This window comes from Peribacillus sp. NPDC076916 (genome assembly GCF_050269675.1).
GTDB classification, from domain to species: domain Bacteria; phylum Bacillota; class Bacilli; order Bacillales; family DSM-1321; genus Peribacillus; species Peribacillus aracenensis.
The window spans coordinates 554,573-575,336 of sequence record NZ_JBNNIU010000002.1; the positions used below are offsets into that span (position 1 = coordinate 554,573).

21 protein-coding genes and 1 pseudogene are annotated in these 20,764 nt (G+C 40.5%); 20 read left to right on the forward strand and 2 right to left on the reverse strand.

Annotated features, from left to right (window positions below):
- Nucleotides 1-45 precede the first annotated feature (45 nt).
- The gene (locus ACQKFG_RS07680) at nt 46-1,134 is read right to left on the reverse strand and encodes a GDSL-type esterase/lipase family protein (RefSeq protein ID WP_427557564.1); all 1,089 of its coding nucleotides are present in this window, start codon (nt 1,132-1,134) and stop codon (nt 46-48) included.
- 305 nt (nt 1,135-1,439) lie between these two features.
- Between ACQKFG_RS07680 and ACQKFG_RS07685 the strand changes: the two genes are divergently transcribed.
- From ACQKFG_RS07685 to ACQKFG_RS07735, 11 genes are all read left to right on the forward strand, one after another.
- Nucleotides 1,440-1,595: a YjcZ family sporulation protein gene (locus tag ACQKFG_RS07685; RefSeq protein WP_427557567.1), complete on the forward strand. Its 156-nt coding sequence runs from the start codon at nt 1,440-1,442 to the stop codon at nt 1,593-1,595.
- 322 nt (nt 1,596-1,917) lie between these two features.
- Entirely contained in the window at nt 1,918-2,892 is a 975-nt protein-coding gene (locus ACQKFG_RS07690) for a S66 peptidase family protein (RefSeq protein WP_349728201.1), read from the forward strand.
- A gap of 221 nt (nt 2,893-3,113) precedes the next feature.
- Nucleotides 3,114-3,443 carry a hypothetical protein gene (locus tag ACQKFG_RS07695; protein ID WP_076366028.1) on the forward strand — a complete coding sequence of 110 codons (330 nt, stop codon included), beginning with the start codon at nt 3,114-3,116 and terminating at the stop codon, nt 3,441-3,443.
- A 182-nt stretch (nt 3,444-3,625) separates the two neighbouring features.
- Nucleotides 3,626-4,990: an aspartate aminotransferase family protein gene (locus ACQKFG_RS07700; RefSeq protein WP_427557570.1), complete on the forward strand. Its 1,365-nt coding sequence runs from the start codon at nt 3,626-3,628 to the stop codon at nt 4,988-4,990.
- A 23-nt stretch (nt 4,991-5,013) separates the two neighbouring features.
- On the forward strand, nt 5,014-5,703 hold the full coding sequence (locus ACQKFG_RS07705) for a CoA transferase subunit A (protein ID WP_427558226.1): 690 nt from the start codon (nt 5,014-5,016) through the stop codon (nt 5,701-5,703).
- Nucleotides 5,670-6,335, forward strand: coding sequence for a 3-oxoacid CoA-transferase subunit B (locus tag ACQKFG_RS07710; RefSeq protein ID WP_260288142.1), 666 nt, complete (start codon nt 5,670-5,672; stop codon nt 6,333-6,335). The genes ACQKFG_RS07705 and ACQKFG_RS07710 overlap by 34 nt, the downstream gene beginning before the upstream one ends.
- A 9-nt stretch (nt 6,336-6,344) precedes the next feature.
- Nucleotides 6,345-7,616, forward strand: a complete 1,272-nt coding sequence (locus ACQKFG_RS07715; protein WP_427557573.1) for a peptidase — start codon at nt 6,345-6,347, stop codon at nt 7,614-7,616.
- A gap of 78 nt (nt 7,617-7,694) precedes the next feature.
- Entirely contained in the window at nt 7,695-8,543 is an 849-nt protein-coding gene (gene ablB, locus ACQKFG_RS07720; protein WP_192205170.1) for a putative beta-lysine N-acetyltransferase, read from the forward strand.
- A gap of 82 nt (nt 8,544-8,625) precedes the next feature.
- The gene (locus ACQKFG_RS07725; protein ID WP_427557576.1) at nt 8,626-10,005 is read left to right on the forward strand and encodes a sigma-54 interaction domain-containing protein; all 1,380 of its coding nucleotides are present in this window, start codon (nt 8,626-8,628) and stop codon (nt 10,003-10,005) included.
- A gap of 119 nt (nt 10,006-10,124) precedes the next feature.
- Complete coding sequence (gene ablA / locus ACQKFG_RS07730) at nt 10,125-11,528, forward strand: lysine 2,3-aminomutase (RefSeq protein ID WP_427557579.1); 1,404 nt, start codon at nt 10,125-10,127, stop codon at nt 11,526-11,528.
- 1 nt (nt 11,529) lies between these two features.
- Nucleotides 11,530-11,811: a YokU family protein gene (locus tag ACQKFG_RS07735; protein ID WP_427557581.1), complete on the forward strand. Its 282-nt coding sequence runs from the start codon at nt 11,530-11,532 to the stop codon at nt 11,809-11,811.
- A 231-nt stretch (nt 11,812-12,042) separates the two neighbouring features.
- Here the strand turns inward: ACQKFG_RS07735 and ACQKFG_RS07740 are convergent.
- Nucleotides 12,043-12,273 (reverse strand): annotated as a pseudogene (locus ACQKFG_RS07740) (amino acid permease); the annotation flags it as partial.
- A 129-nt stretch (nt 12,274-12,402) separates the two neighbouring features.
- Here ACQKFG_RS07740 and qoxA point away from each other — a divergent pair.
- The 9 genes from qoxA (at nt 12,403) to ACQKFG_RS07785 (ending at nt 20,712) form a co-directional block, all read left to right on the forward strand.
- Nucleotides 12,403-13,344: a cytochrome aa3 quinol oxidase subunit II gene (gene qoxA / locus ACQKFG_RS07745; RefSeq protein ID WP_192205167.1), complete on the forward strand. Its 942-nt coding sequence runs from the start codon at nt 12,403-12,405 to the stop codon at nt 13,342-13,344.
- 50 nt (nt 13,345-13,394) lie between these two features.
- Nucleotides 13,395-15,350, forward strand: a complete 1,956-nt coding sequence (qoxB, locus tag ACQKFG_RS07750) for a cytochrome aa3 quinol oxidase subunit I (protein WP_192205166.1) — start codon at nt 13,395-13,397, stop codon at nt 15,348-15,350.
- The gene (qoxC, locus tag ACQKFG_RS07755; RefSeq protein ID WP_098369342.1) at nt 15,341-15,937 is read left to right on the forward strand and encodes a cytochrome aa3 quinol oxidase subunit III; all 597 of its coding nucleotides are present in this window, start codon (nt 15,341-15,343) and stop codon (nt 15,935-15,937) included. The genes qoxB and qoxC overlap by 10 nt, the downstream gene beginning before the upstream one ends.
- 2 nt (nt 15,938-15,939) lie before the next feature.
- On the forward strand, nt 15,940-16,224 hold the full coding sequence (qoxD, locus tag ACQKFG_RS07760; RefSeq protein ID WP_427557586.1) for a cytochrome aa3 quinol oxidase subunit IV: 285 nt from the start codon (nt 15,940-15,942) through the stop codon (nt 16,222-16,224).
- A gap of 140 nt (nt 16,225-16,364) precedes the next feature.
- Nucleotides 16,365-16,583, forward strand: a complete 219-nt coding sequence (locus ACQKFG_RS07765) for a hypothetical protein (protein ID WP_352920729.1) — start codon at nt 16,365-16,367, stop codon at nt 16,581-16,583.
- Nucleotides 16,584-17,496: 913 nt separating this feature from the next.
- Nucleotides 17,497-17,739 carry a YozE family protein gene (locus ACQKFG_RS07770; RefSeq protein ID WP_192205163.1) on the forward strand — a complete coding sequence of 81 codons (243 nt, stop codon included), beginning with the start codon at nt 17,497-17,499 and terminating at the stop codon, nt 17,737-17,739.
- A 14-nt stretch (nt 17,740-17,753) separates the two neighbouring features.
- Nucleotides 17,754-19,520, forward strand: a complete 1,767-nt coding sequence (locus ACQKFG_RS07775) for an ATP-binding protein (RefSeq protein ID WP_427557590.1) — start codon at nt 17,754-17,756, stop codon at nt 19,518-19,520.
- Nucleotides 19,521-19,655: 135 nt separating this feature from the next.
- Nucleotides 19,656-20,363: a hypothetical protein gene (locus ACQKFG_RS07780; protein ID WP_192205161.1), complete on the forward strand. Its 708-nt coding sequence runs from the start codon at nt 19,656-19,658 to the stop codon at nt 20,361-20,363.
- 178 nt (nt 20,364-20,541) lie between these two features.
- Entirely contained in the window at nt 20,542-20,712 is a 171-nt protein-coding gene (locus tag ACQKFG_RS07785) for a YozD family protein (protein WP_192205160.1), read from the forward strand.
- Nucleotides 20,713-20,764 lie beyond the last annotated feature (52 nt).

The window sequence follows — 20,764 nt, forward strand, 5'->3', positions numbered from 1 at the left end:
CCCTATCAGAAATAGATAGGGGGTTATTTTAATATTGGGTGGGATTCAATCCGTGATGATTGATGCGATCCGGACAAATGGAATGGTGGTAAGTTCCATTGCCTTAGTCCTGCCAGTCACCTCAAACCGGACAGTATGTGAACCGGGACGGAGCCCATTTGTGACAAATAAATATCTTTCACGGGCAAATGGCCACCACGTATTCAAAGTCGTGATTTCATTTCCGTCGATCCATACGTTCACTTCCCCGCCATCAGGACTTCTAAGCAGTTTCACACCAAGCATACTCCCTTTGAAGGTATATTCAATCACACTGCCCTTTTCACTGCTAGTAAAATAGCCGCCCCTTGGACGGAACCCGCTCATTTTTTCATAGTGGTCAATTTCCGATAATTCAAATTCAGAACGGGCATGCAGCTTAGATGGAAGGCCTGCTACAGCCTTTTCCTGTTTGATGTTATCAAGGAACCGTTCATAAATAGCATCAGCATATAATTTATAACCAAGGCCATTTGGATGAATCAAATCTCTGGTTAGCTGCTTTTCCGTATATCCTGAATTTTTGAATATTGGTCGCATATCCACATTCGTTGCACCGTAGTGTTTGGATAAAAGTCCGATGGCTGAAGCAAATTCTTCATATTTCAAGGAACTCTCTGTTATTGTGAATAATTCAGCATTAGGGTGGAGGCGTTTTGCCTTCCTCATTAACGCTTCATATGTCATGGTAAAATCATCGACATTCATATATTTGCGGTCATTTTCACCAAAAACGAAGAAAATCAGATCTTTATGATCATGCTCCCTTCTTTGGGAGAGCTTGAATAGCCCTTCAAAAGCAGTGGATCCGCTTTGGACCACATAGTCACCGTGTAAAGGTATATCATTGGCATCATTCATCTTATTTTCCAACTGTTTGAACCATGTTAGATTAGGATTTTCAGCTCCGGACCCTCTTCCGATACTGTCACCAATGACAAGATACTGAATGGGCTGGTCTGATTGGAATTTTTGATATACATTTATCGAATCATCTGATCCATAAGTTTTTGGGACTTTTTGAAGGATATAGCTGATTAGAAGGATCGTGGCAATTGCAGCGAAAGGGATGAAGGATTTTGCGTTCGTTTTCAATTATGTTCCCCCGTATTGCCTTTTATGTATCCATGCAGGTATGAGATAGCTTAAAAAGGCTAAGAATTGTTTTTTTCCTTATTATATCCCAATTTTGAAGTAACACAATAAATATAAAACGTTTTTTGACATTTTTCATGGTTAATTGTGGTATTTCAGACATTGAATGATTAGCGGTGAAGATGGTGTTGATTGAAGTTTTTTCTAAAATCCAGAAAAATGGGCAAATGCACAGACCGAGGCGGGCGTATTGACATATGGTAAGGTGTAAAGAGAAATCAGAATTCTAAAAGGAGTGAAACTTTATGTACGGATATGGTGGAAATGTTGCAGGACCAGGGTACGGTTATGGTGGAGGTGGATACGGATACGGCGGCGGTTGCGGATTTGGATCAGGTTTCGCATTAATCGTTGTCTTGTTCATTCTATTGATCATCATCGGCGCTTCATTCTGCTGCTAAGGCAATAACCCAAAGACCAGTTGATAGCTGGTCTTTTCTTTATGTAAGGAAATTGGTGGGGGGACGGTGGACCTTTTAGATTCCAGGTCTCTGATTGAAAAAACATGTAATCCAAATGAGACAGGAGATGCATAACCATTCCTTTTTCCAATCCTGATTATGGCACGTCGGGAATGACGATTGAATCTCATTGAGGAGGTAAATTAGGCCAATCAGGAAGTAAAATGAGTTGTGTGAATGCCATTAAGGGTCTTGGTTTTTCTTTGTTCACCATTTCTGCTAAAATAACGACAGAATGTAATTAATTTAGGGGGATAAAGATATGAAACCTTCCCGTTTAAAAGCAGGGGATGAAATACGCGTAATCGCTCCTTCAAGAAGCTTGGCGATTGTCAAAGGGGAACAACGCAGATTGGCAGAAGAAAGATTGACTGAGCTTGGTTTTAAAGTGACGTATGGTGAAACGGTTTTGTTCCATGATGACTTTTTCTCGAATTCGATCGAAGACCGGATCGAGGATTTGCATGATGCGTTCAGGGATCCGAATGTGAAGGGGATTTTTACAGCCATCGGGGGATATAATGCTAACCAATTGTTACGGTATATCGACTATGATTTGATTAAGGAAAATCCAAAAGTGTTGATGGGGTATAGTGATATAACTGCAATTTTATTGGCCATATATAATAAAACAGGCTTAACTACATATTCAGGTCCTCATTTCTCGACGTTCGGGATGAAGGCTGGTCTGGAATATACGATGGAATATTTTAAAAAGGCTGTAATTGAAAGTGAAGGCTTTTATCTTGATCCAAGTGAAACGTGGAGTGATGATTCATGGCATTTAGAGCAGGATGACCGCACCTTCCACCCGAATGCTGGATACATGGTCATTCAGGAAGGTGAAGCTGCTGGGACAATCATTGGGGGAAATCTTTGTACACTCAATCTATTACAAGGTACAGAGTACATGCCCTCTTTAAAGGACAGTATTCTTTTCATAGAAGATGACGAAGAAAGCCACCCATTCAGTTTTGACCGGGATTTACAATCCTTGCTCCATCAGCCAGGTGCAAGTGGGATTAAAGGAATCGTCATCGGCCGTTTCCAAAAGGATTCAGGAATGACGGAATATGCGTTGCAGGAAATCATCGCCGCCAAAAAGGAGATAAATGGCATACCCGTGATCGCTAATGCCAACTTTGGTCATGTTCATCCATTTGTAACGGTGCCGGTTGGTTCAGAGGCAGTAATGAAGGTGAAGAACGGAAAAGCGACGATCCAAATCCATCCATGACATAGTGTGAAGACGCCGTTCAAAAGTGAACGGTGTTTTAATCTGTTCGGGATATGCATGAATATATTTTACATTAGGGTGTATTTTAGGAGTCTTTCCTCTTGTCAGCCCTGGAAATAGTCCTATTTTACAAGCATTATTAGGGAATATGAGTCTAATAGTTCAAATTCTATATTTTTCTGATATAATACTAAGAGATTTAAAATAGAAAAGGTGATTATGTGTTATTAACAATTCCAGCATCCATTCGTTTAGAAGGGGCTTTGGCCGAGTATAATAAAAAAGGCCGTGTGAGCCATACATGTTTCGTTTGTAACGAAGATACTTCTAATGGGGATGCAAGTAACTTGAACTATTATAAGTTAGGAACTAAAAAAGTTTGTCATTCCTGCATGAAAAATGTTTTGCGTCATCCGTCTTTAAAAGAGTATGAATATGTGCATACTTCAGTTATCGATAAAACTGCTTTTTATAAAAATGTGCTGGCTGTTTTAAAGGATGAAAGTTTTTTGGAGTCAATTCGTGAAGAAAAACTAAATAGCGCATTGTAAGAAAAAAAGTGTATCTCTCGCGGATACACTTTTTTTGTCACCTTTTTTGGACAATCACTCATGAGAGCAAGAAATTTATCCGTTAACATGCTTAGGCTAATTTCTTTAGCAAGATTGCTTTCATCTGGACATACACTTTACTATATTGCATTTGTTTTTAAAGAGAAGGAGTGTGTGGGCTTATGGAGCAGTCTTCATTGATCAAACCGGTCCTGGGAGGAGCCTACCCGACTATCAGTCATGGTCAGGGAGTGTTTTTATACGACAAAGATGGAAAGGAATACCTTGATGCTTCTTCCGGTGCAGTTACAGCCAATATTGGCCATGGAGTCCAGGAAATCATTGAAGCGATGATAAAACAGGCTAAACAGGTTTCATTTGTGTATCGTTCCCAATTTACCAGCGATGCTGCGGAGAAACTTGCCGGAAAAATTGCGGAATTGACCAAAGGGGAACTGACATACAGCTTTTTTGTAAACAGCGGCTCCGAAGCGACTGAAACGGCATTGAAAATTGCCATCCAGCATTGGCAGGAAAAAGGGAAGCCCAAGAAACAAAAAATCATATCGAGATGGATGAGCTACCATGGCATCACGATGGGAGCTCTTTCAATGTCTGGACATCCGATACGCCGGGAAAGATTTACTCCTATGCTTGAATCATATCCTTCTGTATCTCCTCCATATTGTTACCGATGTCCACTTCAACTTGATCCACATACGTGTGGAATGTCCTGTGCTTCGGAATTGGAAGCATCAATCCGGCGTATTGGCAGTGAAAATATAGCGGCTTTCATTGCAGAACCTGTTATCGGCGCAGCCGGAGGGGCCATTGTTCCTCCTGATGGCTATTTTCGAAAACTCAAGAAAATCTGCGAAGAGAATGAAATTTTATTCATTGCGGATGAAGTAATGACCGGATTTGGACGCACGGGTAAGATGCTTGCTTCTGAATATTGGAATGTGGAGCCTGATATCGTAACATTTGGTAAAGGTATGAGCGGAGGGTATACACCGATCGCGGCCGCAGTAATGACCAAAAACGTGATGGAGCCCATAATGAAAGGGTCGAAGTCAATTATAGGAGGCCATACTCTAAGTGCAAATCCGTTATCGTGTTCGGTATCTTTGGCCGTTTTAGAATATGTCGAAAGGAATGAACTTGTCGAAAAATCAGCCGACAGAGGGAATTACCTGATTAGGGGCCTGAAAAAGTTGGCAGGGAAGTATTCCTTTATCGGTGATATACGCGGGAGAGGTTTATTGATTGGCATCGAATTTGTCCAGGATAAAGCAACGAAGGCCCCATTTCCGAAGGAGGCAGACGTGACTAATGAAATCATTGAATTGGGAATGAGGAATGGAATACTTCTTTATCCCGCAGCTGCAGGCCTTGACGGTGTAACAGGGTCAGCGATCATCATCTCCCCGCCGTTAACGATATCGGAAGAGGAGTGTGCTGAACTGTTAATGAGGGTCGATATAACTTTTAGACAATTTAAAGAATCGATAGGTAAACGGCCATTACAACAAGGAAGTGAGTCATAGTGGCGGAAAATACATTCCAGAAGATTTGTCGTTTGGAGGATGTCCGCCATCACTTTAAAGATAAACAGTCCATCCTGTTTGGGGGATTCGGCGGCATAGGGACGCCTCCGGGATTGATCAACCTGATTTTGGAATCAGGTATTAAGGATTTAACCTTGATTGGGAACGATACAGGTTTCCCCGATATCGGAATCGGAAAACTGGTCACCCAACGCCGTGCGAAGAAAATCATCGTTTCCCATATCGGTTCGAATCCCAATGCAGGACTATTAATGAACAATGGAGAACTCGAAGTGGAGTTCTCTCCGCAAGGGACACTTGTCGAACGCATCCGGGCCGGAGGGATGGGACTCGGCGGGGTATTGACTGATATTGGAATTGACGCCGATATCGTCCGGGACGGCAAGCAAACCGTCAAGATAGGTAAGAAAAATTATATGGTGGAACCGGCATTAACTGCGGATATCGCCATTGTTTACGCAGAAATGGCAGATCCTTATGGAAATCTTATATTTGATAAAAGTGCCAGGAACACGAATCCAATCGTTGCTGCGGCCGGTCAAATCACTATAGTCGAAGCCATGCAAATCGTTTCGCTTGGCACTTTGGATCCAGAGGACATCATTGTACCCGGTGCCTTTGTGGATTATATCATTCCATCAAAAGGAGTCGATTGGAAATGGGTTTGGCAACCGGAGATAGAAACAGAATAGCGAAACGTGCAGCAGCAGAAATAAGCGATGGGATGCTTGTCAATTTGGGAATTGGCATTCCATCACTTGTACCGAATCATCTTTTGAATGATCATAAAGTTATGTTTCATGCAGAAAATGGCCTTGTGGGAATTGGCAGTACTCCTGAAATGGGGAAGGAAGATCCGCATCTTTGCAATGCTGGGGGACTGCCGATCACCATTAGAGCCGGTGCTTCTTACTGCGACAGTACTGTTGCATTTGGGATGATACGGCGAGGCAGGGTGGATATCACGATTCTAGGAGCCCTTCAAGTAAGTCAAGCGGGGGACCTCGCTAATTGGATTGTCCCGGGAAAGCGGGTGCCAGGCATGGGCGGTGCAATGGAGCTGGCTGCGAAGGCAAAAAAGGTCATTGTCTTGATGGAACATAACGATAAAGCGGGCATGTCTAAATTAGTCAAAAAATGTACGTTGCCGTTAACTGCCAAGAAATGCGTACATATGATCATCACCGAATTAGGCGTTTTTTCCGTAACTTCGGAGGGCCTTCTATTAACTGATGTATTTGATACGTCCAGCATTCAGGAAATCAGGAATCGGACCGAAGCCTCGTTTACCGTCTCTGAAAACATCCATATTTTAAAAGAATGAGAGAGGAGAATGGATATGTATGAGGAAAAAATAAGAACATGGTTAAAGGAACATCGGCTGAATGGGGTTCAGCTTTTGCAAAAACTGGTTCAGGAACCGAGCAAAAGGGGGCAAGAAGGAAGTGCACAAGCAATAGTGGTTGAGAAGTGCAGACAACTTGGACTAGAAATTGATCTTTGGGAAATCGGGGATGAACACTTAAGAAAACATCCCCATTTTTATTGCGACCGCAGGGATTTTAAAGGAAATCCGAACCTTGTGGCTATTAAAAGAGGAACAGGCAATGGAAAATCCCTTATTTTAAACGGGCATATTGATGTAGTTCCTGAAGGAGATCATGCAGCATGGCACGATGAACCATATAGCGGCAAGTTGATAGACGGGAAAGTTTTCGGGCGGGGAACGACGGATATGAAAGGCGGCAATGTATCTTTATTGCTCGCAATCGAAGCGATCGTCGAATCTGGAATCCAATTGAAGGGAGATGTCATATTCCAGAGTGTGATTGAAGAAGAAAGCGGTGGTGCCGGCACACTTGCGGCAGTCATACGGGGGTACAAAGCTGATGGTGCAATCATTCCGGAGCCTACAAATATGAAACTATTCCCTTTACAACAAGGTTCGATGTGGTTTCGACTGAGAATAAAAGGCAAGTCTGCACATGGAGGCACGAGGTATGAAGGAGTCAGTGCAATAGATAAAGCGGTTGGTGTAATGAATGAAATCAAGTTGCTTGAACAAGAACGAAATGAGTCACTCCGTCATTCACTCTATAAAAATGTCCCTATCCCGATTCCAATTAACATAGGTAGCATTCAAAGCGGGAACTGGCCTTCCTCCGTGCCGGATACAGCCGTTCTAGAAGGCAGATTCGGCATCGCCCCGACAGAAACCATGGAAGAGGCACAAAAGTCGCTGAAGGAGCGGATAGATGCTTTAAACCGGACTGATGCATGGTTCAAAAAAAAACCTATTGAATTAGAATGGTTTGGGGCCAGATGGCTGCCTGGCAATCTCGAAATAAATCACCCGCTTATGAAGACAATTGGCACATACTATGAAAAAGTGGTAGGGGAAGAACCGCTTGTCGAAGCGTCCCCTTGGGCGACGGATGGAGGGTATCTTTCATCGGTTGGCTCTACCCCAGTAGTTGTGTTTGGACCAGGGGAAACAAAGATGGCCCATGATTCGAACGAATATATAGAGGTGGATAAAATGATGGAGGTAGCGGAAATCATCGCATTGACCATTATTGAATGGTGTGGGGTGGAACAGGATTAATCATTTTTCCCAAGGTCTGATTCCAGGAAGGGTCAGACCTTACGCAACAATTTTCGAAGCTGTGAAAGGAGCGGACAAATGGAGGCTAAAATCATTGAAAAAAGAATTCAAAAGCCAAGGTGCACCATACATATTACGATCGACCATTTTAATAAGCGAATCAGGGTTGATGATTATCTAGGTCATTTTCAAGATTGTTTGGAGGAATCTTTGAAGGTGGCTAAAGGCGTATCAGCAGAAAAAATCATCTTCAAATCACGCAGGGAAAACGTTATGGCATTGCTTGCTCAAGGCTTTCTATATGAAGGAAGCATCGATAAATTCTTCTTGGGAAGCGATTGTTTCTTCCTTGTTAAATATAACCGGAATGAAAGGCGCAACAGTGCAGAGTGGGAGAAGGAAGATCAAATCCTTACCGATGTTCAGAGCCTGCCGGCAAAATCCGGTCTGGATGATCCGCCGTCAGCCTATCAAGGCCGTAAAGCAGAAGTTACCGATGCACTTCAGCTGGCCCAATTGTATGGTAAGGTTTTCGAAGTGTATCCCACACCGATGAATGATCCGGTATATGTAGAAAAGTGCATGGAAATGGGAACGGTTTTTTATGTTTTTGTCCATGAAGGGAGGATCGTCAGTGCTGCGTCCGCAGAAATTAATTCCTTTTACCATAATGCAGAAATCACCGATTGTGCGACATTGCCGGAACACCGGCAGTACGGCTTGATGAAACACTTGATTTCCGCGCTTGAAGACTATCTTATTTCACATGGCATTTATTGTATCTATTCGATTGCCAGGTCGCTCTCATTCGGCATGAATGCTGCATTGCATCAGCATGGTTACTCGTACCGCGGACGTTTGGCTAATAATTGTTATATCTTCGATAAACTGGAAGATATGAACCTTTGGGTGAAAAACTTAACTTGAATGCTCATTTTTAGGCGGTTGATGACAAGTTTTTGGCATTTCCTCATATACATTTAGCAAGAAGGGCTTGAGGGGGGATATTTTGCCAAGTGAATTTTTTAATACAAGTGAAGTGTTGGAAGCGATATTAGAAACCATTGATGAAGGCATTCATGTGATAGATCCAAAAGGAATGACCATCTTTTATAACGGAGTGGCAGCCAATCATGATGGGATGAAAAGAAGTGAGGTCATTGGGAAACCGTTGCTTGAGGCCTTTCCTTCTTTGAATCACAAATCATCGACCTTACTCCGGGTCATTAAATCTGAAAAACCAATCTACAACTATAGTCAATCGTATGTAAATGCACATGGACGAATCATAGAGACGCTAAATACGACGCTCCCCATATATGTTGATGGGTTTATGATAGGTGCAATAGAAATTGCCAAGGATTATTCAAGGTTGAAGCAATTATCTGAAAGGTTAGCTGATCTGGAAAGCTCGCTCAAGACGATCAAAAGTCCTGAAAGGAAAATGCCTGCAAACGGCGGATTGTATTCTTTTGCGGAAATCCTGACAAAAGATAATGGGTTTAAAGGATTGATAGCACAAGGTAAAAAGGCTGCCCGCTCCTCCTCATCGGTATTGGTTTATGGGGAAAGCGGTGTAGGAAAAGAGCTTTTTGTTCAAAGCATCCACCAAGATTCGAGCCGCAGTAAAGAACCTTTCATAGCGCAAAATTGTGCTGCCCTACCAGAAAGTTTATTGGAATCGCTTCTATTCGGTACGGCAAAAGGAAGCTACACTGGTGCTGTTGAACGTCAGGGATTGTTTGAATTAGCAAACGGCGGAACTTTGTTTTTGGATGAATTGCAATCGATGCCGATTGACTTGCAGGCAAAGCTTCTGCGTGTGCTAGAAGATGGGTTCATCAGGAGGATAGGCGGCACAAAGAGTGTACAGGTGGATGTCAGGATCATGGCAGCGATGAATATGGATCCGAAAAAGGAGGTATCGGAAAACAGGCTAAGGCCGGATTTGTTTTACCGATTGAACGTATTGAGCTACGAGCTGCCTCCGTTAAGGGAGCGGATTGATGATATAGAGCTTCTTTCTCAACATTTCATATCCACATTTAACAGTAAATTAGGACTGTCGATAAAAGGCATGGATGAGAAGGCTAAGACTTTTTTTCGGAAATATCATTGGCCTGGAAACGTAAGGGAGCTTAAACATACGATAGAGTTCATGATGAACCATACGGAGAATGATGTTTTGAATCTTGAAGATTTGCCCCAATTTTTAAAAAAGCCCACCCCATCAGAAAAAATCCTTCCGCTTCGTGAGGCCATGATTGAGATGGAAACAAAATTGATTACCGAGGCTCTACTTCAAACGAACGGTAATGTTTTCCAGGCATCGAAACTATTGCAAATTCCAAGACAGACCTTGCAATATAAAATAAAAAAGCATATTTGAATGGAAAAAACCGGATGCACCCAGCAGTCCGGTTTTTTTTTATGGGCATTCGAATTTTTGGGTCATTTTGGCACCCTTCTTGCATTTAATACTACTATCATAACTCAGGAGGTATAACCATGTTATTTGACTTATATAAGCCAGATCGAAATTGGAAAGATATAGAGCTTTGGAAAGATGTAACCGAAGAACAATGGAACAACTGGCTGTGGCAGCTTACGAATACGATCCGGACTGTTGATGATTTGAAAAAAGTGATAAACCTGACTCCGGATGAAGAGGAAGGTGTGAGGATTTCCACAAAAACCATTCCATTGAATATCACCCCATACTATGCTTCGTTAATGAATAAAGATGACCCAAGGTGTCCAATCAGAATGCAATCGGTCCCAATCTCGGAAGAAATGCATAAAACCAAATATGACATGGAAGACCCCCTTCATGAGGATGAGGACTCTCCAGTACCGGGACTGACCCATAGATATCCGGATCGCGTTCTTTTTTTGGTGACGAATCAATGCTCCATGTACTGCCGTTATTGTACGCGAAGACGCTTTTCAGGCCAAATTGGCATGGGCGTTCCCAAAAAACAATTGGACGCTGCAATCGGTTATATACGTGACACGCCGGCAGTTCGGGATGTCCTTATTTCCGGAGGGGACGGATTATTGATTAATGACACGATCCTTGAATATATCCTCAAAAACTTAAGGGAAATTCCGCATGTTGAAATAATCAGGATAGGTACGCGGGCTCCGGTTGTTTTTCCTCAAAGAATCACTGAAAATTTATGTGCCATTTTAAAAAAATATCATCCGGTTTGGCTGAATACTCATTTCAATACCTCGATAGAAATTACCGAAGAGTCAAAGAAAGCATGTGAGATGCTTACTGATGCAGGTGTACCTGTGGGCAACCAGGCAGTTATTTTAGCGGGGATAAATGACAGTGTCGCAATCATGAAAAAGCTGATGCATGATCTTGTTAAGATCCGTGTCCGCCCTTACTATATTTATCAGTGCGATCTCTCGGAGGGCATCGGCCATTTCAGGGCGCCCATTTCAAAAGGGATTGAAATCATCGAAGGGCTCCGAGGCCATACATCCGGGTATGCTGTCCCTACCTTCGTCGTCGATGCTCCAGGAGGGGGAGGGAAGATCACACTGCAGCCGAATTATATCCTTTCACAATCTCCAACAAAAACGGTGCTGCGCAATTTTGAAGGTGTGATAACCACATATCCTGAACCTGAGCAATATACACCAGGACTTGCCGATGATTATTTCAAAGGGGTATATCCTGATATGGAAGGAAAACAGTCAGATATAGGTGTATCGGGTTTAATGAACGACAAGCAATTCAATTTAGTGCCTGAAGGGCTGAGGCGAATGAATAGACGGGAAAATTACGTGACCAACCCAGCGCATGCTTCATTGAAAAACAAACGTGAAAAGCGAGATCTGTTAAAAGAAAAGAAATTCCAGGCACAGCAAAAAAAGGGCACTCAAAAGGGGGATGAATAGCATGGAGACGTGTCCATGGTGTGAGAAAGGGAAGCTTGCATCAGTAAGGGGGACTGTGTATTGGGAACTGCCGGATGGTACGAGGGCGGTTGAAATTACGGAAACTCCCTCATCCCATTGTGAGAGTTGCGATGCCTTTTTTCAAAGTGATGAAATTGTGAAGGGAATTGAAAATCAACTATTTTTAATTGATTCGAAACAGTTAGGGAAACAGACGACGTATGACGAGCTATTGAAGATGAAGCGGGTGTTAAAGCGGAATTATTTTGATTTTGGAAAATAACAAAATGATTAGAAGTTGCCTCATCTACTTTTTTGGTGAGGTTTTTCTGTGCGCCCGGAGGTGCGGTCTATATGGTGAACATCTCGAACGGTGAAGGCATTAATGGAAATTTCTTCATTGGGTATTAGGGTAGATGAAAAAGTACGTTAAAACAACTAATTTTTATTTTCCAAATAGGAAGAGCAGAAATAAAAAGACCTATTGTAACAAAAATTAAGATCCCTGCGGCTGTAACAGCAACGCAGGGACAATAGATGCAATTAATCCAATCGCTGCTAGACAAAATGAAGGAAGAGGGAATTCCTTATACTTTTTTAGCATTTTAGAGAACAAAGCTGGAGCATCATCGCCATCTGCGAGGGTCACAAGGAGTGTTGTTACCCCAAATAATGAAACGGTCATTGTTGAAAAAACAGCTAAGATAATAGTTGCAGTAAATACATGTGGAAAAAAAGAAAAATGTTATTTATCTAATGCCGTTACAAATACATATACATCCCCCCTCTAAAAGTGATTGTGAGAAATTACCACTACTAATAAACATTTTTTGGGATAACTTAGAAATAAAATCTTAAAAGAAAGGATAAATATATGAAAACAAAATGGGTTTCATTAGCCATTCTTTCTACCATAGTCAATGTGCTTTCTGGCTGTGAATCATTAGCGGTCTTAGATCCTAAAGGGCCTCAAGCCCAAACGCAAGCCAATGTGATTTGGCTATCAATTGCGATCATGGCGGTTATTGTTATTGTTGTTTGTGCTATTTTAGTCTTTGTGTTAACGAAATACCGTGACTCTAAACTACCTAAAGAATATGAACCACCCTACATTGAAGGGAATCACGTTGTTGAGACGATTATTGTTGGGGTGCCGATTTTAATCGTCATTTTCTTCTCCGTTGTTACTGTAATTTCCAACAATAAAGTGGAAGCCACTCCGGAAGGGTACAAAGGACAAGATCCATTAGTTATTTACGCTTCGTCATCTGACTGGAAGTGGCATTTTAGTTATCCAGAAAACGATATCGAGACAGTAAACTATTTGTATATTCCAACAAATCGACCACTTGAATTTAAACTTTATTCATTCGGGCCTATCACGAGTTTCTGGATTCCACAACTTGGCGGTCAAAAATATGCCATGTCTAACATGGTGACCACATTACACTTAGCAGCGGACGAATCAGGGGAAATGATGGGACGAAATGCAAACTTTAGTGGGAAAGGATTCGCTGAAAATACGTTCCACGTCGAAGCGATGTCTCAAGATAAGTTTGATGAATGGGTAAAGGAAGTTAAAGAAACTGCGAAACCTATTACTGAAGTAAGATTCAATGAATTATTAAAACCGGGTCATGAGGGACAGTTAACGTTTACTGGAAATCATTTGGACTTCTCACCAGCTCCAGAAGGTGAAAATGCTGGACATCATCATGGTTCAATTGACTCTAACGCGAATTCAAAAGGTGAACATATGGAGCATGAACATAAGTCAAGTAATAGTAAAGAAAAATCAGCACACGATCATGAATAATTTCTTAATCTATCTCAAGAAAAATATTTTCAGGAAGGAAACACAAAAGTATGGGTTTTTTCTCTAGATTTCTTATACCTAATCCTAGTCCCGTCATTTACTCATCAATGGTGGCCATTGTTGTTACTGTTCTCTTGATCATTGTTGGTTTAACCCACTTTAAAAAATGGTTTTATTTATGGAGTGGCTGGCTAACAACTGTCGATCATAAAAGAATAGGTATTATGTATCTAATATCTGCTTTGTTGATGCTATTTCGTGGTGGGGTAGATGCTGTGATGATGCGTGCGCAACTTGCCGTACCGGATAACAAATTATTAGATTCACAGCACTATAATGAAATTTTTTCAACACACGGGGTTGTGATGATTATCTTTATGGCGATGCCATACATTATGGCCTTAATGAATTTCGTAGTGCCATTACAAATTGGAGCGCGTGATGTAGCATTCCCACGTCTAAACGCTATAAGTTTCTGGTTATTTTTTATGGGTGCGATGCTATTCAACATCTCGTTTGTAATTGGTGGTTCGCCTGATGCAGGGTGGTCATCTTATTTCCCGCTTGCAGGAAATGAATTTAGCCCGCATGTTGGAACGAATTATTATATGATTGGTATTCAAATAGCCGGAATAGGTACATTAATGACGGGGATTAACTTTTTGACGACTATTCTTAAAATGAGAGCACCCGGTATGACATTAATGAAAATGCCAATGTTTACATGGTCTTCTTTAGTCACAAGCGTTATTATCATTTTCGCATTCCCTGTATTAACAGTGGCGCTGATCATGGGAACAATGGATCGACTATTCGCAACCAAGTTTTTCACAATAACTGATGGCGGTATGGATATGCTTTGGGCTAACCTGTTCTGGGTTTGGGGACATCCTGAGGTATATATCTTAATCTTGCCTGCATTTGGTCTTTTTAGTGAGATTATCCCAACCTTTTCGCGACGTAACCTATATGGCTATCGATCAATGGTTGCATCAATGGTATTTATCTCTATATATTCATTCTTCGTCTGGACGCACCATTTCTTTACGATGGGGCAAGCAGCATATGTTAATAGTATTTTCTCGATTACAACGATGGTAATTGCTATTCCAACTGGAATCAAGATCTTTAACTGGTTGTTCACGATGTGGAAAGGTAGAATCCGATTTACCGTACCTATGCTTTATTCAATAGGTTTCATACCTCTTTTTACAATCGGTGGAGTTACCGGGGTTATGCTTGCGATGTCAGCGGCGGATTATCAATACCATAATACAATGTTTTTAGTAGCTCACTTCCACAATGTCATTATTCCGGGTGTTGTATTTGCTGTACTTGGTGCCGGAACTTACTACTGGCCGAAAATGTTTGGTTTCATGTTGAATGAAAGGATTGGGAAATGGGCGTTCTGGTTTCTAACCATTGGTTTTTGCTTAGCATTCTTCCCTATGTATATCACTGGTTTAGATGGTCAAGCACGTCGTATATACACATACTCTGAATCGACTGGATTTGGACCATTGAATATGATTTCGTTTATCGGGGCAGCTTTTATGGCAATCAGCTTTGTATTAATCGTATATACGATTTACTATAGCATTCGCCATGCTCCAAAAGATGTTGGTGATGATCCGTGGGATGCACGTTCCCTTGAATGGGCTACTCATAATCCAGTACCGGAATATAACTTTGCTATTATTCCACAAGTGAACTCAAGGGAAACGTTTTGGGATGCTAAATATAAAGGTCATGAATTATTCAAGGGTGAGTATGAAAAAATTCATATGCCCAATAACAGCGGCGTACCGTTTATCATGTCCTGTATCTTCTTTGTCTTTGGATTTGCGTTAGTATTCAGCATCTGGTTTCTTGCGATTATTGGGTTAATCGGTATCTTTGTTTGCATGGCTCATCGTTCATTCGAAATAGATCATGGTCATTACATTTCTGTAGAAGAAATTAAAGAGACAGAAGCAAAATTTGGGGGTGTTAATAAATGGAAATAGATCACTCGCAACCTCTTGAATATAGTACGGAACAAAATCGTCTAAATATTTTAGGCTTCTGGATTTTCCTTGGAGCCGAAATTATGCTTTTTGCAACACTCTTTGCATCATATTTTACATTAGTTGATCGTACGGGTAACGGTCCTACTGGAGCAGAAATTTTTGAAATCACTCCAGTACTTGCTGAAACATTCTTGCTCTTAACAAGCAGTTTTGTCATCGGGCTTGGAATTCATGCCATGCGACTTGGCAACAAGAAAGCCATGTTGACATTCTTCGTAATCACTCTTCTTCTTGGATTAGGATTCTTAGGATTTGAAATTACTGAGTTCATTACCTATTATCGCGAAGGAGCTACACTGCAAACTAGTGCATTTACATCGATGCTCTTTACAACATTAGGAACACATGGAGCACACGTTACATTAGGGCTTTTCTGGGGGTTATTTATTATCCTTCAAGTGAAAAAACGCGGGTTGACACCTGAAACAGCCAATAAATCCTTCATTTTCTCTCTTTACTGGCATTTCTTAGATATCGTTTGGATCTTCATCTTCACCTTTATCTACATGAAAGGAATGACATAAACATGAAGGAATTATTCCCGGCTAAACAAATATGGGGTTTTGTATTTTCATTGATTTTGACATTTGTAGCTCTCTTGGTTTACTTCTTCAATATGTCAAAAGCAACAGGCATTACGATTTTTATATTGACAGCATTCATACAAGCAGCTGTTCAACTTGTTGTATTTATGCATGCTCGTGAAACTGATGATAGCAAATCAATTTTTATGACTCTATATTGCGCTATATTACTGGCTCTAATAACTGTCTTCGGTACAATACTATGTATGGTCTGGGGTTTTTATTGATATGAAACAGCTCGGGAATCAGTAGGCGTATGATGAGTAATTGAAGTTGAAATAGGGAGGACAATGAGCTATGAATAGCGAAAAGCTTATAATGCCCTATCGCAATATAACTGCTGATAAAATCTTATGGAATCTAACTAATGAGTGGTAAAAGTAAAATGATTCTTTCATTTTCTAACGGAGAAATCGATTCTTTAGAGACAGATACAAGCGAATTGCTAGGGGAAATAGCCACTGAAAGTGCGGATTCAGGTGGCCATCTAGGTGAAAAAATGTTTAATAAACCATTAAGTAAAAGTAATGGAAAGGTGTTTGATGGGTGGGAAGAGTACCAAAAAGAAATTTCCTATTTCTCCTGATGCAATGAAAGCTTATCAAGAACTTCATCGTGAAAATCCTACTCGTGAGTTATATTTTCTTCATACTAATCGTAAGAACCCCAATATTATTGAGAAAAAATGGGTAGGTGTAAGGCGATAGTGAAAGGACTGGATTTTTTACAGCAAATAAAAGGAAAAAATAATATAACTAACAATAGAGTTCAATTGAAAGGAAGTAGAGATGATTATTCTTTACTTGCTTTTTCATTTATTTTTTGATTATTAAAGTGTGCTAGCAAAATAACTAAGTAGGCAGTGGAACAACCATGTGTCCATTGGCTTCTTTTCGCATGCTTTCTTTAGAAAAAACTACTATAAAGACCACGTTCCTACCTTTGTATAGTGAGCTAATGAATATGAAAAGACTGCTGAAACGTAAATACTTTAACTTTTAGCGGCAGGGTGCATTCACGCTTCCATAAATAAAAAAATCCCCTCATTTTAGAAAGAACAGTGAAAACCACTATTTCTTTCTTAGATGAAGGGGGTTTTTCCCTTTTGCAAAATGAAAGCCTGCTGGTAATTTGGATAATGAGGTTTTGAAGAAATTCCGCCATCCTTCAAGCGGCACGTCAGAACATGCTTAGCGTATTTATTAAGGGACCTGGGCATTAGGTTAAACAAGATTGAGGCACTTCGTTTCCTTTATCGAATCATGAAGAACTAAGTCGTTAAAGGAAAAAAATTCTTTAAAAGGATGTAATCAATATGGAATGAGTACGATATCTAAGTGTAATTCCGTAATATAACGAATGCATTTTGTGTTGAAAAATCATGAACTTCTTAAAATGAGGAAGAAAAAACCAAATTGATTTTTAAAAAAGTGGACGGAAGCGAAAGTTTCCGATATATTAAAGCAGAAATCATAGTTATTTTAGGGGGGCTCGACATCATGAGACCATTTTATTTATATTTAATGAAATTTCGACAACCGAAGGAAATTGATGCTATCACTAAATTTGCCAATCATGCCTATGAGGATCATGGTTTCCCAAAACAATCGACAGATTATAATGAACTGAGCAGTTATTTAGAATTGAATGCAGACTATCTCGAAAGTATGTCCGTATTCGATCAAGCGTGGGAACAGTATGTCCAAATAGAAGAAGGGCTCTTATTGGGAGATCAGGAATAGGGAGGATCGGAAGGATGTTTAAAAGCCTTCAAACCCGAATTTTGCTTTTTTCTTTACTTATTGCAAGTGTGCCTCTTCTGATATTGGGAATCATATCCTATGGATCACAACGTTCCCTTCTGGAGAAGGAAGCAAGAAATGCCTTAAATGCAGGTTCACTGAATATGGTAAATGAAACATATAGCTATTTGAACGAACGGGTCAGTGATGTGAAGTTTATGAGTGCAAATTCGGTAATCATCAATCCTGGCCATTCAAGAGAAGAGAAGTCAGATGAACTAAGAAAGTTTATTGATGCAAAAGGAAATTATTACGGAGTCTTGCATTTGGATATGGAAGGCAATGTCATTGCAGATACATCAAATAAAATGATCGGGGAAAACCTCGCGAAGAGAATATGGTTCAAAGAGGCCATAGAAGGTCATGAATTCCTTTCTGACGTTTATAAAACCAGGGCATTCTCAGAACCCATAATGGTTCTAAGTGCGCCAGTATATGATGATGCAGGGGAAATGATCGGAGTCGTATCTCCAGCTTTCCGATTAAAAGGGCTTTGGGAGATGATGGAGAAAAAGGCTAATGAAATTAGCGATAAATACCCAGTGAACTTTTTCATGATCAATCAAGAAGGCATCTTGATTTCGAAAAAAGACCCGCATGGCCTCATGCAGGGTTCTGCCTTGAAAGAAATGGGATTAACGAAAGGAAAGCTGATGGAAGCTTCGTTATCGGATGATTTGTACAGTTCAGAGAATGGTGAAAAAATATATTCCATCCAGCCTGTCCATACGATTGCAGAAACGGAGAATAAATGGTTTGTTGTTGTGGGTGCTGATAAGAAACAAGTGTTTCAACCTTTGAATGACCTATTAACACGGTACCTGACAATCTACAGCATCGTTTTAGTTTCTATCATTCTGGCTGTCTATTTACTAACAAAGACCATCGTACGGCCAGTTCAAGAACTTGTAGAAGCGACAGAGGATTTCATTGGAGGAAAGGAATTCATCATTTCCGACAAAAGAAGCTTCGAGGAAATGGAAAAATTGAACCTTGCCTTTCTAAGAATGATGGAAACGATAGAAGATCGTGAGAAGGAAATCGTCCGAACGGAAAAATTGAAATATGTTGGCCAGCTTGCTGCCGGTGTCGCCCATGAAATCAGGAACCCGTTGACGACAATAAAGGGCTTTTTCCAATTATTGAAGAGCCAGGATCATGATGCAACATTAATAGAAAAATATAGTGATGTCATGCTTCATGAAGTGGATCGGGTCAATGTATTCGTGACACAACTTCTTGATTTGGCAAAACCGCATCAACTGGAATGGGAGAAATTCGATTTAAAGGATTTCCTTGAAGAAATTTTAGATACTTATACCCCCTCAAATCCGAGTTATCATGTAAGAATAATTAATGAAGTGACACAATCCATCTTTGTTTATTCGGACAGAAACCGGTTAAGGCAGGTTCTCTTGAATGTCTTGAATAATTCTTGTGAAGCCATCGAAGCAAGGGGGCAGATTGAACTGCAACAGACTTCCGTGTCCCAATATGTAAAATTAGTGATCAGCGATGATGGAAAAGGCATCAGTCCCGAGGATTTAAAAAATATCGGTATGCCCTTTTACACCACCAAACTGGATGGTAACGGATTAGGTGTGGCGACGTGTATTCAGATAATGGAAGAATTAAAAGGTAAATTCCAAATGGAGAGCGTCCGCGACGAAGGAACGAAAGTGACCCTCATCATCCCCACTACGAACCGTCTCATTAAATGAGGCGGTTTTTGGTTGGTTGCAGTGCCCTTTAAGCTAATTGAGCAAAATGCCCTCGCATTTCCATTAACCTCTATGTTTGTTTGTGCATATAATTTACTAATCAAACGATAAGGACCATATTGGGGGATGTCTCTTATGGGCAAAAAAAAACAGCCAAAATTTAAATTAGGCGATACAGTCGTAATAACAATGTATGGGACAGTCGGGAATATAACCGATGTGAAATTTCTCGATGGTGCTTATGTGTATGAAGTGAACTATAGTGAAGGCCTATATATCGAAAAAACATTGCAATCGATAAATGAATATGAAGGAGAAATCCTTTATCCAAAAGAACAGATCGATATTGAATATAAATTTTTATTAGGTGACTTGGTCCAAGTGGATGGATATGAACAGGATTATTTCAAGATTATCGGCTATCGAACGGAAATTTGGCGCTATAAGGAAAATGCCTGGGAGGATGTAATCTATGAGTTATCAAGAATCTCAGATGGTGAATGGCTTGAAGCGCATGAAGAAGAACTGACTTTGATAGCCGATGCTAAACGTGCAGATGGAATTATAAAAAAGTTGGGTCTGCTACTTCCTAAAAAGAAAAATGAGCTTGCTATCATTGCTAAACAAAACAACCCTGGTAAAGGTGAGCGAGATATGACAATGACAAAAAATGAAAAAAAGGAAATGATTGATGGACTGTTGGATTTATATAATGATTATTGTAAGCTCTACGAACATTTTGGCGATGATGAATACCGCCATATCATGAAGATTGCCCTTGCGAAAATTGAAAAAGCGGCAGAGGAAATTTATCCAGATCATAAAAAGAAGCAAACGAAGTGAAAGGTATCCCAAACTTTTAAAGGGCAATTTCCAAATTCCCTATAGAAGCTTCCATTCAAATTGAACAGAAATGGACCATGATATTTTTAGGTCCTTCATATGATTTTCCATTATGGGGTGCCTTATTGGTATATTTGACTCTACACATTCATAGACCTTTAAATAAGGGGGCGATGATTTGCGAGAAATTGAGGTTTTTATTGATACAGAAGAGATAGCGGAATTCTTTTTTCAAGAATTGATAAGACGGGGCTATCTTCCATCAGAAGCTGAAGTTGAAGATCTTGCTGACATCACATTCGAATATCTTCTAGAAAAATGCATAATTGATGAAGAAGTCGATGAGTAACCGGTCATAAGACGGTTAGCAGCTTCCTTTCCCTTAATTTTATTAACGATTA